The following is a 13,609-nucleotide window of genomic DNA, read 5'->3' on the forward strand; positions in this document are numbered from 1 at the left end:
GTTCGACACTAACGATCTGACATCACGCTTGGGTCTGGCGGCGAGTTTGCTATAGTAATTTCAACCAGTGGCAGAAATTTTTCGTAGAAAAGAGATCATATTGGACGACTCATCAATCATACATGCGTTCAAGCATATGCAAGTTCCCCTGATGATCGTTGGGCCAGACGGGGCAATTCTCCAGTGTAACAGCGCGAGCCACCGTCTATTTGGATATGAGGGCAACGAGTTGGTGGAACGGCCAGTCTTCGAGGTATTGTCGATCGCTTCCGTAGAAGAACTGCATGCCCAGATCGAACCGTCCAAAGTTGACGCCATCATTAAGGACGTGATGGGACGGAGTAAAACCGGAATTCCTATCCCGCTCGTGGTTCAGGTAACGGCATGGAACGATGCCAACCGTGGCCTTCAGCACGCTCTTGCCCTACGTGACGTTACCGACGAGATCGAGGCAGCCCGTTTTGCCAAGGCCGAACTGGCCCGCGTCAACAATGCGGTCAAAGGTGCTCGGATCGGCGTCTTTGAATATAACCCCGTGGCAAATACCGTGATCGTCTCGGATATCTGGCGAGACCTGCTTGAATTGGAGCCTTCGGATGAGGTGGATGTTCAGGTGGAGTGGCGGGGGCGCGTGCATCCAGACGACCTTGAAACGGCACTTAAGCCCGTCCAAATGTGCATTGAAGATATATGTGATCGCGCAACAGCCGAACATCGTTGCCGCGCAAAGGACGGGTCTCACTGGCGTTGGATGCATGTCGATTTATCGGTGTCTAAACGAGACAAGGCTGGTCGCGTGACCCGAGTAATCGGTGCTATGACCGATATCACAGAGAGTAAGGTAACGGAAGAAAAACTCAGAATAAGTGCCGAACAATTCAGATCAACCTTTAACTCTAAGACCATCGGCAAGGCGATCATCGGCCTTGATGGGAACTTGAAGCTTGTAAACTCTGCCCTCTGTGACCTTCTTGGCTATTCAGAAGGGGAACTTCTCAAAACAACTTTTCAGGTGTTGACGCATCCCGATGATCTGGACGCAGTTCTTCTAAAGATTGATTCGCTTATGGACGGCAGCATCTCATCCTACCAGCTTGAGAAGCGCTTGATTCGAGCAAATGGAGCGATCGTATGGGGATTAGCGAGCATTGATATAGTGCGGGATGCAGAAGGTCACCCAGACCATTTCATATTGCAGGTATCCGACATGACCGAGCAACGTCGTGTGAGCGATCTACGAAACAAGTTCGTGTCCACCGTCAGCCATGAACTGCGGACGCCACTGACGTCGGTTCTCGGTTCACTGACGCTTCTGTCGTCGATGGAAGACGAACCCTTTTCCGATGCGGCGCAACGGTTGCTGTTCATCGCGCAGGAGAATGGCAAACGCCTTCATGCGCTGGTCAATGACATTCTGGATTTTGAAAAATTCTCGGCTCAGCAGATGCAATTCAAATTATCCCGACACAAGATCATTAGATTGATCGATGAAGCTGTTCTGGCTAATTTGGTCTCCGCGGATAGATATGAGGTCCGGTTCCAGATACATTGCTCGGATCGATCACTTACCGGCTTTGTCGATCCGAAACGCTTTCAGCAGGTGATGACGAACCTTTTAACGAATGCGGCAAAGTTTGCTGACAAGGGTAGCACAATCGACGTAACCGTCGAAAAGCAGTCGGAGGTAATCCGTGTGAAGGTTACCAACGAAGGCGTCGGCATCTCGCAGGCCTTCCGCAACCAAGTTTTCAAGCCCTTTGCCCAGGAGGTTACTTCGTCGACAGGTGCCAAGGGCGGAACCGGCCTTGGACTGAATATCACGAAACAGATTGTGGAGCAGACAGGCGGAACCATCGGTTTCGATAGCGATCAGGGCGGGAAAACGACCTTCTGGTTTACCGTTCCTATTAATGAGCCGGGCTGACGCTCAGCTTATAATTCTTGCTCACCATCTTTTGCCTCGCGTCCCGAGCAGTTGAACCGAGGCATTGGCCAAAAAATCCCGTTCCACAACAAGCTGTCCGATCTTCGAATGCAGCTTCTCGATATCAGCGGTGCTGCGTGCATCAGGATCGCGCCCCCGCCGTACAAACGCCGACGCCATGTTCTCGATCGCTGCACGCTTCCACGAACTGATCTGGGTCGCATGGACGCCATACTTCTTCGACAACTCCGCAAGAGTCATCTCCTCGCGGATCGCCTCAAGCGCAACTTTCGTTTTGAATTCTGGCGCGGGGTTCTTTATCTTCGTCATTTTGGATCGTCTTTCTCTTTAGTCAACCCACCTTAACAACTGGTCCGAAATTCTGCTGCCACCTCTGTAAGCTATTGTAGCCTAATCAAATCCGCTGCTTTTTCTGCAATCATCACAACGGGCGATGCGGTATTGCCTGACACGATCTTTGGCATAATGGATGCATCCACGATGCGCAGCCCTTTCATACCGCGCACCTTCAGAGTGCCATCGACAACTGCATTCTCGTCGTTGCCCATTTTGCATGTCCCCACAGGGTGAAAGATTGTCGTGGCGATATCGCCAATGGCGCGCACGATATCCTCATCCCGAGCACAGGTCGGCCCCGGCAGAATTTCGTCCGGGTGATACGGCTGCAAAGCCTTCGCGGACATGATCTGACGCGCTTGTTTGACGGATTCCACGGCGACGCGTCGATCATTCACGGTCGAAAGATAATTCAACCGGATATCAGGCTGCACGTCCGTGTCACTCGACCAAATATGGCACGTCCCAATGCTCTCGGGTCGTAGGTTGCAAACAGACACAGTGATAGCCGGAAACGGATGCAAAGGATCACCGAGCTTGTCCGTTGACAGAGGCTGTACGTGGTACTCTAGATCAGGTGTGTCCATGGACGGATTGGATTTTGTAAAAATTCCGAACTGGCTGGGGGCCATGGCCATCGGACCCGACCGCGTCATTCCGTATTGCGCTGCGATTTTGGCCTTCCCAAACAGACTGTTGGCCATGGTGTTCAGCGTTTTGGTGTTCTGAACCTTAAACACTGTGCGGATTTGCAAATGGTCTTGCAGGTTTTCGCCCACAGCGTTGCTTTCGTGGTTCACGTCTATCCCGCAGCTGGCGAGCACTTCAGGCCGTCCAATTCCTGACAGCTCAAGTATTTTCGGCGAATTGATACTGCCCGCCGCCAACAGCACTTCTGCCTTGGCCATTGCGCGAAACGTCTGTCCTTTGCGGCGAAACTGCACCCCCCGCACATGACGGCCATCCAGGATGAGCCGGTCCGTATGCGCACCCGTCAACACCCTCAGGTTTGGTCGCTTCATCGCAGGGCGTAAGAACCCTTTGGATGTGTTCCAACGCATACCATTCTTCTGGTTTACCTCGAAAAAGCCGGACCCCTCGTTATTGCCATCGTTAAAATCAGCGCGTGGCATGATGCCAAACTCTTTTGCGCCCTCTTGCACGGCCTTCAGGATATCCCACTTCAACCGCTGCTTGGAGACCTTCCAAGCGCCGCCGCCGCGGTGCATTTCGCTGTCGCCGCCATGGTGATCTTCGGACTTCAGGAAATAAGGCAGAACATCGTCCCACCCCCATCCCGTGTTGCCCAGTTGCCGCCAATGGTCGTAATCCGCCGCCTGCCCGCGCATGTAGATCATACCGTTGACCGAGGTGCAGCCACCGAGAACCTTGCCACGTGGGTACGACAAGCTGCGCCCGTTCAATCCAGCCTCGGGTGCGGTTTTCATCATCCAGTCTGTGCGCGGATTGCCGATGCAATATAGGTAGCCGACCGGAATTTGGACCCAGTGGTAATTGTCCGACCCTCCAGCCTCAAGCAATAGAACCCGCGTTTTCGGGTCCTCGGTCAAACGGTTCGCCAGAACGCAACCCGCAGTGCCGGCCCCGACAATCACATAATCATATTCGCCATCAAGTTGTGATTGCTCTGTCATCTTATTTCCCGTTCGATCTGCCTGATGGCTAAACGCGCCACCGACGTCAGGTTGCGCGATTTGCATGCTGCTTTGCCCAGAAGTCTTTCATTGATTCTGTCAACGCATGATAGGTCTCATAGCGGTCAGCATAATGCGCTTTCATCGCCTGCGCAGGTTCAAACACCTGTTTGATCCGCGTCATGCGGGCGAGGCCCTCTTCGTAGTCTGCGACATGACCGGTTGCCACAGCAACGCCAATCGCCGCCCCCAAGGCGCCTGTTTCACGGGCTTCTGCAACGCTGATAGGCACACCAAGGCTGTCGGCAAACATCTGCGGCCAGTGGGGGCTACGGGACCCGCCGCCGGACATAACCGCGTGATCAAAGCTTACGCCTGCTGCGCGCAAAACGTCGATGTGACGGCTGTGTTCGAACATCACGCCCTCGAACAAAGCCCGAAGCATATGCCCCTCACCGTGCCATCCCGCCAATCCGAAGAAACTCGCGCGATAGTCAGCGCCCTGACCTGAGCCGTAAAGAAACGGGTGAAAGAACGGGTCATCCAGTGACGGACTGACGCCTCCAACCTTGGCATTACAATATCCAAACGGATCGTCGTGATGCCCGCCACGTTCCACAAGTTCGCGCACGTACCATTCAAGGTTCGCCGCCGAGGTCGCGCTGGATTCGATATTCAGGAACCGCTGATCGCCGAACCCACAGACCATGAACACGTTGTCATCCACCACCGGAGCCTTTGAAAACACCTGATTAATGCCCCACGTTCCTGTGATGATCGACGACTCGCCTGCGCCGACGACGCCAGAACCCAGCGCACTGGATACCACGTCGAAATACCCGCCGATCACCGGCGTTCCGACCGCCAACCCCGTGATTTGTGCTGCCTGAGGTGTGATCTCACCTGCGATTTCAGCGGGTCCGATCAGTCGCGGCAACAGATCGCGAGCATCTTCCAGACCGTAGAGAGCCAGCAACCCGTCATCATAAATACATTGCGGCATTTTGGTCAGACCACAGCCCGACATATCCGACACCTCGCTGACCCGTTCACCGGTCAGTTGATAGGTCAGGAAATCCTTGCAGAGAAGCACCGTGCCCGCGCGTTCATAAACATCGGGCCGGTGGCGCTTGATCCACGACAGCAAAACCGGCGTCTGTGAAGGCCACGGCTTTTGAAGACACAGCGCGTGGAGCGCATCGCCATTCGACGCCGCCAACTCATCCGCAAGGTCCGCCGCCCGTGTATCCAGCGACTGGATACCAACCAGCGGAGCGCCCTGACGGTCCAACAGATAAAGCCCGTTGCCGTGTCCCGCACAGCCAACACCGACAATCTGCGACGCCTTGATGCCAGCCTGCGAAATACAGGCAGATATCGCCTGTCCGGCATTGCGCCACAACTCGTTCAGGTCCCGCTCCACATGCCCCGGAGCGGGCGTTGAAGATTGCCCGTCCAGCGCATGCATAGCGACCTGACGGCCATCAAGGTCAAAGAGGACCGCTTTGATGACCGTGTTGCCGGCGTCCAGCCCCAGCAGATATTTATGCCGCTCAGCCACGGTTATAGATGTCCCAAGCTTCTTCACCACTCGTGCGGTCATGGATCAACGACATCAACGCCGCGACTACTGCTTTGGGGTTGTCATGCTGATAGATGTTGCGTCCGTAGACCATCCCGTGCGCGCCTTGCGCCATGATCGCTGCGGATTTGTTCAGCACCGCCTTGAGGTCTTCTTTGCCGCCCCCACGCACCAGAACCGGCACGCGCGCCGCCTCGATAACGCGGTGATAATCGTTCGGGTCATCCGTCGGATCGGCCTTGATGATGTCTGCGCCCATTTCCGAGGCAAGCCGCGTCAAAGTCACTATCTTCTCAACGTCACCGTCCACCTGATAGCCGCCGCGCACGTCATTGGGCAACATGACCAGTGGTTCGATCATCAACGGCATGCCGTATTTGCTGCATGCAGCCCTCACCCGGCTGATATTTTCGACGCATTGGCGGAACAACTCCGGCTCTCCTGGCAGCATGAACAGGTTGACCACGACACAGGCTGCATCCATTTCAAGCGCGCCGATGATCGGCTCGTCCGCGTTTTGCAACATGGACCACATCACATCGTGGCGTTGGTCATTGTAGGGATTGCCCATGTCGATACGCATCACCAGTGCTGGCTTGTCCTTTTCGGGACGCGTTTGCAGCAGGTCGGCTTGCCCGTAGGCGCATTGGATCGCGTCCGGTCTCGCATCAATCAACGCATCCATGACAGATGCCATATCCTCAAGGCCGACAAGAAAGCTTGGCTCGTTGCAGACACCGTGATCGACGGCCACATCCAGACAGCCTCCATTGGTAAACATCCGGTTCATTCGGGCTTTGGTACTCAGGCGCATTGTTCTCTCCGTGTTTCGTTGCGTTTTTCCAGAATGTCGGGGCTCACCCCGTGAAATTCTGAAAGGTTTAGGTTTAGGGTTTCGAATTGTTGGGAAATTTCGTCTGGCGTCAGGTCATGTGCCTTTTGCAAACGGTCGGCAATTTTAGCGATTACGTCGGACGAAACCTTACCGGAAATCGCCAGCGACGTGCGGCGCAGGACAATATCGGACAGGGTTTCAACGAACTCATTCGCTATCAGCCAGTCGATTTCCGCTGTGCTATAGTGGTTGCCCGTGCCGAGCGGCGCGTCTTCGTGCGATTGGCAGTATCCAGCACGTCAGTAGCATGACTGCCGTAGTGATCCATCAGATGGTGCGCACGATCTGGCTCAACGCTGCCCCCCGATGCGAATGCGTCAGTGACTTGCGCGAAATCCTTGCCGCCCCCGATGGGTAAGTCCTGCGTAGAGGTGCTCCGCGTACGTCCCAGCTCTGTTAGAACGTCGTCTGCTGTTTGCTCCGCAAAGGCGCGAAATGTCGTCCACTTGCCGCCCACCATGCAGAACTGCGGCGGCGTGCCTGACACGCGCTTGGTAAAATGCCCGCGCGAGATGCGGCCCGTAAAATCGTGGTCGCTGGTGGGTAACGGACGGATGCCGCTGTAGCTAAAAACGACCTCCTCTGGAATGACCGCGATCTCGGGGAACACCAGCCTCAGGGACGCGAGGATATAGTCCAACTCGCTGTCCTCACACCGCACCTGTGTGGGTTCGGCCACCCGAATATCGGTCGATCCGGCCAGCACATGCCCTAGGTAGGGAAACACGATACAGACACGCCCGTCCGCGTTTTCGAAATAGACCATATGCCCGTTCAACGCGGATTTGAGCGCGTCGTTGTCGATGACCAAGTGCGACCCCTTCGTGCCGGACACCATCTGTTCACCAGGGTGGTTCTCCAACTCAGATGCGGTGGCGTCCAGCCAAGCGCCTGTTGCATTGACGATGACCTTGGCGGTCACGGCAAAACGACGGCCGCTGCGCTGACACACAACCGTATGGTTCCCGTCCTCCACCACCATCTCCGCGTAATTCAAAGCAATGCTTGCGGCATTCGTCTGCGCCACGTCCTTGATCATTTCGACACAAAGGCGTTCGGGATGGCTGATCCATGCGTCATAATAGACGGCGGAATATTTGGCCTCGCTCATCAGGTCCGGCCAGTCCTTGTGGGTTTTCGCACCACTATTGAACTGATGTCGCGGCAAGACACGACGTTTGCGCGTCACCCAGTCGTACAGCGACAGCCCTGCCTTGATCGGCAATGCCCCACGGTTTGACGGCTTTCCTGACCAACCGAAAAAGCTGGCAGCGCCATTCAACAGCCCCGAGAACGCCGACGTAATCGGGATCAATGTCGGCATCGGACGCACCATGTGCGGTGCGTTTTGCAACAACAAATCCCGTTCGTGCAAAGACTCACGCACCAGATCAAACTCGCCGTTCTCAAGGTAGCGCAATCCGCCGTGGATCATCCTTGATGGCGCAGCACTGCACCCCGACGCGAAGTCATTGCGCTCAACCAGCAACACCCGAAGCCCTTGCAATGCAAGGTCGCGATAGACGCCGATCCCGTTGACGCCGCCGCCCATCACGACGACGTCGAAAAAACCGTCGCGGTCAAGTTCGTTCATCTTAGTGCGCCGCGTGACGGACATAGCTTTCCCTTTCGTCGGTGGTGAACCAACGTTGAACAGTTTCGAATATGACGCGAATTAAGCGTCCAGATCAGTCAGATGTGATGACATCGCTGCGGAGATTTTGCCGATCTCGTCGGCGTCCATCCGGATCAGGCCCGCCTTGGCGTTCTCACTCGCCTGCGCTGCATCCCGTGCGCCGCAAAGCGAGAATGTGATGCCCGGTTGTTGCAGCGTCCATGCGATGACGATCTGCGCCTTTGTCGCGCTGTGATTGTGCGCAATCGGATCAATCGCCTCCATCAAACGCGCAACCTTTTCGCGGTTTGCCATTGAAAATCGGGGGTTATCCTTGCGTTGGTCGTCACCCTCAAATTCGCGATCAGGGCCAATTTTCCCGCCAAGCAACCCGAGTGCGAGCGACGAATAGCTGAGGACGGAGACATTATGTTTTTGCACCGGCGGAATATGCGTCTCTTCGATGTCGCGTTTGATCATCGAATATTCTTCTTGAACGGCATCCAACTGGCCGGCAGCAATGTAGGCCTGAATGTCTTCGGGCGACGTGTTGCTTGCCCCGATCGAGCGGATCTTGCCGTCTTTTTTCAGCTGTTCTAGCGCTTCCATCGTTTCTGAAATGGGCGTGGTCGGGTCTTGCCAGTGGGTGATGTAGTGGTCGATCACGTCGGTCCCAAGGCGCTTAAGGCTTTGTTCTACCTCGTAGATGATCGACTCTTTCCCCAGATAGCGATGCACAGGTGCACCGTCATTGTCGAAGAAATGGTTGCCTTTTTGCGTATGCCAGACCAAGCCGCATTTGGTGGCCAGAACCACCTTATCGCGACGTCCTTTAAGGGCCTTACCAACGATCTCTTCGGAAACACCCGCACCATACATCGGCGCCGTGTCGATCAGCGTGATGCCGTTGTCGATAGACGCCTGAACCGCCTTGATCGAGCGCGCTTCATCCGTGCCGCCCCACATCCAGCCGCCGATTGCCCATGTACCCAGCCCGACAGCCGAGGCCATGATTCCGGATTTTCCGATTTCGCGGGTTAGTTGTTCTGTATTGGAATTAGGCAATTTTCTGCACCTTCTGATTTAGGATCGCTGCGGCCGTTTCTTCGTCCGTCACGAATGAATTAAGGTAACCGCCATTCAATGCGGCGATCACCGGTTCTACTTTCTCGGGGCCTGACGCCACGGCGATGGACACCGGAATTTTTGCCAGTTCCTGCGGCGGCAGCGCCACCAGCCGTGAATTGAGAGAATCTTGCGAAAGTTGCCCGTTCTGGTCGATCAAATAACCCAAAAGCTCTCCGCGAACGCCGGCATTATAAAGGCGTTTACGCTCTGCCTGACTCACTGGATGGGCGGCATAATAGGTTGAGTTTTCGCCAATAACCGCACCGATCCCGAACAGGGCGACATCGGCGACCCGCACCATGTCCATGACATCGCGCACCGATTTGACGGACATCACAAGATCCCGTTCGGCGGCTGTTTCCGCATGAAGGGGCGCGTGGATCAGCGTCGCATGTCCGGACAGTTTGTCGGCGAGTTGTGTGGCGATGTGGTTCACGTCGGTATAATGCAACCCCTGCACCCCGCCGGTCATCGGCACAACATCAATGTCAAACACCTGCTCACCCGACAGATGCGCGATCATCGAACTCAGCGCCTTGCCGCCTGAAATGGCGATCGTATCTCCGTCCCGAACAATCGAGACCAACATCCGCCCTGCCGCATCGCCCACATTATCCAGCGTCATCGCCGGATTGCCCGCAACGGATGGCACCACAAGGCAGTTTTTCAGGTTCCAACGTTGGCTCAGCTCCCGCTCCAGATCGAACTGGTGCAGGAACGGGCTATTGATGGTAATCTGCACCATTCCCAGCGCTCGCCCGCGCTTGATCAACCGGTTCACCTTGGCCGACGACAGGCCAAGTTTCGTGGCAATCTCGGACTGCAGCAGGTCGTCTTTGTAATGCAGTGTTAAAATTTGCGCGATCAGCCGATAAAGCTCGGGGTCTGGTCCAATAGTGCTCATGCCTTGAACTCCTTTCGGCTAATCAGGTGGTTTGAGGCCGCAGCCCCCAACAATGCCGCGCCGATCACCAAGGTCTGATAATACGCGGGTACAAGGGTCAACATGCCCACTGTTAGCGCCATAATGATCAACGCCCCGACAAACGAGCGCAAGACCCGCCCTTCGCCGCCGCTAAACGCTGTACCACCGATCAGGACAACAAGAATGGCGTTCAATTCCATCCCGTCACCGGACAGAGGATCGCCCAAAGACATAAAGCTGGACCGCGCAATGCCTGCTAAAGCCGCCGTCAGCCCAACCAGAACGTAGATGCTGAAAACAACCTTGGTCGTGTTGATCCCAGACAGATTCGCCGCCGTGGGGTTGCCACCTGTGGCGGCAGCATATTTTCCTAGCAAGCTGCGGTTCTGCGCGAAGACAAGCGCGAGCGTCACCCCGACCGCGACCCAAAACGCCATCGGCAAACCAAGCAACACGGCCTCACGTCCGTATGAATTAAACCAGTTTGGCATACGCAGATCGCCCACCGATTTGATCGCAGACACACCGTCCTGCACCATCAGCAGCGCAATACCTTTGAACAGGCTCAACGTAATTAGTGTTGCTATAACAGGCGTGATTTTCAGGCGGACCACCAGAAATCCATTGATTGCGCCAAGTCCCATTCCGACAAGCATCGTCAGACCGAAGGCCAGCAGGAAAGGCACGCCGTTGATCGCAAGCATGGCGTAGACAACGGCGCTCAGGCTCATAGTAGAGCCGACCGAAAGGTCGATGTAACCCGACACCATCAGCAACGTGAAAGCCCCGGCGAGCGTTAGTAAGGGTGCCGAAATCCGCAGAATATTGATGACATTGCGCTTGTTCAGGAAGTTCCCGCGCTCGAACAGGGCAAACTGGTCAAGGTTGGCAACGCTCAGAGCTGCGACAACGGCAATAAGAACAAAATATATGTAATAATCGCGCAGGAAGTCCGCACATTTTGCGCCGAAAGATTTCTGATGCGGGTTGAATGAGGATGACTGGGACATCTGGTTCACCTGTTCCGGCGGGCGAGTGCCCAAGTTTGCGCCACAATGGCAAGAAAGACGGCAATGGCCTTCAGGATATATTGCCAGTCCGGCGACAGCACCATTCCGGTTGCAGCAGAGGTCACAATCGCCAGAATGATTGCTCCGAAGAACATCCCGATCACCGAGCCAAAGCCGCCAGTGATAGCAACGCCGCCCAGCAGCGCGATGACCAAAGCGTCAAACTCCATCAACATCCCTCTGTTCGAGAAACCGGATTTGAACTCCGAGGCCAGCAAGATACCAACCACACCCGCAATTGCGGCACTGAGGAGGTAGAGGTAGGTGACATGGCGGGACCGGTCGATGCCGGACAGTTTGGCCGCAACAGGGTTGGCACCGGTCCAATAGGTCAGACGGCCAAAGACCGTACGGCGCTCGATGAAAATCGCGACCAGCAGTAGGACTGCCATAACGATCACCGGAAACTTCACCGATGCACCAAACACCGAGAGGTTGCCGAGCGAACCGAACTCTGGCGGCAAATTCGTGTTGCGCTGCGACCCCTGCGTAATGACCTGCGCAATTCCGCGCGCCAGCATCATCGTTCCAAGCGTGACAATAATAGACGGAATTCGCAGACGAACAACAAACCAAGCGTTCAAAGCGCCAATGCCCAAAGCACCAATAAGCGCACAGACAATGGCCAACCAATACGGCATACCCAATCCGGTCGACAATGGATTACCGCCCGTTGAGGACTGCGCGAACCACACAGCCAACACGCCTGACAGCGCAACAATGCCTCCGACTGACAAATCGAAATTGCCCGAAACCAAAAGAAACGTCACCCCAATCCCGAGCGAGATAACAGGCCAGTTGTTCGTTACAAGATTAAGCATATTCAGCGGCTGAAAGAAATTCGGCACCAATGCCGACGCCAGTATAATAAGTGCCACAGCGGCGCAAGCGACCAACATCGTGATGAACATCTCATCGCTCATCGCGCGTTTAGGTGTCGGTTTTGATTCTGCAATTTGCGTTCCAGTTAAGTCGGTCATTGCACCACTCCCTCACAGCCACCGGTTACGACGTTCAAGATATGAGCGACGTCCACATCCGGACCGTTGAGAATTTCGTCATCAAGCGAGCCGCCGAACAACAAGAAGACGCGGTCGCAAATGCCCAGCACTTCTTCCAGTTCAGACGAGAAGACGGCAATAGAATTGCCCTGATCTGCCAGACTGCGGATGATGTCGTAGATTTCGGATTTCGCGCCGACATCGACACCGCGCGTCGGCTCATCCAGCAACAAAAGCTCGGCTTCCGAAAACAGGCATTTGGCAAACACAACCTTTTGCTGGTTTCCGCCCGACAGTTTTTCCACATGCTTTTCGATTGAATGCGTTGCTATATTCAGGCGTTTGCGATAATCTTCGGCGGCATGAACTTCGACGCCTGCATCAAACACACCATTCTTGGAAACCCGTGCAAGGTTCATCACCGGAATATTCTCTCGGATCGTCATGCTGGTGAAAAGCCCCTGCGTCCGGCGCTCTTCGGGGACCAAGGCAATGCCGGCAGCAATGGCTTTCTTGGGTGAATTGCCCACCGGCTTTCCTTTAAAGCGTATCGAACCGGACGCTTTGTCAGCCCCGAACAAAGCGCGGGCAATTTCGGTCTTTCCCGCTCCGATCAATCCATAAAATCCGACGATCTCGCCCTTCTTGATGTCGAATGAAATGTTCTTCAAAAGCGCATTGCTCAAACCCTCCACGACCAAGACCGCCTCATCTTTCACCGAAGCGCGCGGCTGGTAATCGTGCAAGACTGCGCGGCCAATCATCAGTTCGATAAGATGCGGCCGACCGTTAATCTCGGACAGGGGGCACGTCTTGATATGCTTTCCGTCCCTTAGAATGGTCACGGAATCCCCAAGCGTGAAAATCTCCTCCAGCTTGTGCGAGATATATATGACCGTCACACCAGATTCGCGTAAACGGCCGATGACACCAAAGAGCCGCTCGACCTCACGTTCGGACAAGGCGGCTGTGGGTTCGTCCATAATGATAACATTTGCACCGGAGGAAGCGGCGCGCGCAATTTCAATAATCTGTTTTTGTGCCACACTCAGGGACGACACCCGTGCGGCCGGATCAATAGATGGCTCAATTGCTGCGAGAGTTTTGATCACACGATCTTCAAGTCCCGATTTCACCAGAATACCAAAGCGACTTTGCTCCATCCCGAGCGTCAAGTTCTCCAGCACCGTCAATTCATCGACAACGTGGAGTTCCTGAAACAACGTGGCGATCCCGTTGTCGCGGGCATCTTGGGTACTGCACGGGCTATACACCTGCCCGTTCACTTCCATCGTGCCGCATGTGGGTTTCAGCGCGCCCGTCAGCATTTTGACCAATGTAGATTTTCCTGCCCCGTTCTCTCCCATGAGGCAATGCACCGCGCTCGATCGCGAAGCTCACGTTATCGACAGCCCGAACGCCGGGATAATCCTTCGTCAATCCGCTGACTGACAGAA

12 protein-coding genes are annotated in these 13,609 nt (G+C 55.2%); 1 reads left to right on the forward strand and 11 read right to left on the reverse strand.

All coding sequences use genetic code 11. The features are described 5' to 3' along the window. The first annotated feature begins 67 nt into the window (after window positions 1–67). The gene (locus tag ACXLHR_RS18960; protein ID WP_458793018.1) at window positions 68–1,924 is read left to right on the forward strand and encodes a sensor histidine kinase; all 1,857 of its coding nucleotides are present in this window, start codon (window positions 68–70) and stop codon (window positions 1,922–1,924) included. A gap of 21 nt (window positions 1,925–1,945) precedes the next feature. On the opposite strand, the gene ACXLHR_RS18965 is transcribed toward ACXLHR_RS18960, so the two are convergent. The 11 genes from ACXLHR_RS18965 to ACXLHR_RS19015 all read right to left on the reverse strand — a co-directional run bounded on the left by ACXLHR_RS18965 (window position 1,946) and on the right by ACXLHR_RS19015 (window position 13,531). Further along, entirely contained in the window at window positions 1,946–2,254 is a 309-nt protein-coding gene (locus ACXLHR_RS18965) for a hypothetical protein (protein ID WP_458793019.1), read from the reverse strand. A 71-nt stretch (window positions 2,255–2,325) separates the two neighbouring features. After that, window positions 2,326–3,936 (reverse strand): GMC family oxidoreductase, encoded by a 1,611-nt coding sequence (locus ACXLHR_RS18970; protein WP_458793020.1) that lies wholly within the window; start codon window positions 3,934–3,936, stop codon window positions 2,326–2,328. 46 nt (window positions 3,937–3,982) lie between these two features. Next, complete coding sequence (locus ACXLHR_RS18975) at window positions 3,983–5,524, reverse strand: FGGY-family carbohydrate kinase (protein ID WP_458793021.1); 1,542 nt, start codon at window positions 5,522–5,524, stop codon at window positions 3,983–3,985. Beyond that, window positions 5,490–6,332 carry a class I fructose-bisphosphate aldolase gene (locus ACXLHR_RS18980; protein WP_458793022.1) on the reverse strand — a complete coding sequence of 281 codons (843 nt, stop codon included), beginning with the start codon at window positions 6,330–6,332 and terminating at the stop codon, window positions 5,490–5,492. Before ACXLHR_RS18980 ends, ACXLHR_RS18975 begins: the two co-directional genes overlap by 35 nt. Beyond that, a complete protein-coding gene (locus tag ACXLHR_RS18985; protein WP_458793070.1) occupies window positions 6,323–6,583 on the reverse strand; it encodes a hypothetical protein in 261 nt (86 codons plus the stop codon). The genes ACXLHR_RS18980 and ACXLHR_RS18985 overlap by 10 nt, the downstream gene beginning before the upstream one ends. Then, entirely contained in the window at window positions 6,571–8,007 is a 1,437-nt protein-coding gene (locus ACXLHR_RS18990; RefSeq protein ID WP_458793023.1) for a glycerol-3-phosphate dehydrogenase/oxidase, read from the reverse strand. Before ACXLHR_RS18990 ends, ACXLHR_RS18985 begins: the two co-directional genes overlap by 13 nt. Window positions 8,008–8,088: 81 nt before the next feature. Next, window positions 8,089–9,093, reverse strand: coding sequence for an aldo/keto reductase (locus ACXLHR_RS18995; protein WP_458793024.1), 1,005 nt, complete (start codon window positions 9,091–9,093; stop codon window positions 8,089–8,091). Continuing rightward, complete coding sequence (locus ACXLHR_RS19000; RefSeq protein WP_458793025.1) at window positions 9,086–10,060, reverse strand: sugar-binding transcriptional regulator; 975 nt, start codon at window positions 10,058–10,060, stop codon at window positions 9,086–9,088. Before ACXLHR_RS19000 ends, ACXLHR_RS18995 begins: the two co-directional genes overlap by 8 nt. After that, complete coding sequence (locus ACXLHR_RS19005; protein WP_458793026.1) at window positions 10,057–11,091, reverse strand: ABC transporter permease; 1,035 nt, start codon at window positions 11,089–11,091, stop codon at window positions 10,057–10,059. The genes ACXLHR_RS19000 and ACXLHR_RS19005 overlap by 4 nt, the downstream gene beginning before the upstream one ends. Window positions 11,092–11,096: 5 nt before the next feature. Continuing rightward, window positions 11,097–12,131 (reverse strand): ABC transporter permease, encoded by a 1,035-nt coding sequence (locus tag ACXLHR_RS19010; protein WP_458793027.1) that lies wholly within the window; start codon window positions 12,129–12,131, stop codon window positions 11,097–11,099. Then, window positions 12,128–13,531 carry a sugar ABC transporter ATP-binding protein gene (locus ACXLHR_RS19015; protein WP_458793028.1) on the reverse strand — a complete coding sequence of 468 codons (1,404 nt, stop codon included), beginning with the start codon at window positions 13,529–13,531 and terminating at the stop codon, window positions 12,128–12,130. Before ACXLHR_RS19015 ends, ACXLHR_RS19010 begins: the two co-directional genes overlap by 4 nt. Window positions 13,532–13,609 lie beyond the last annotated feature (78 nt).

Source organism: Yoonia sp. MH D7 (genome assembly GCF_054439475.1).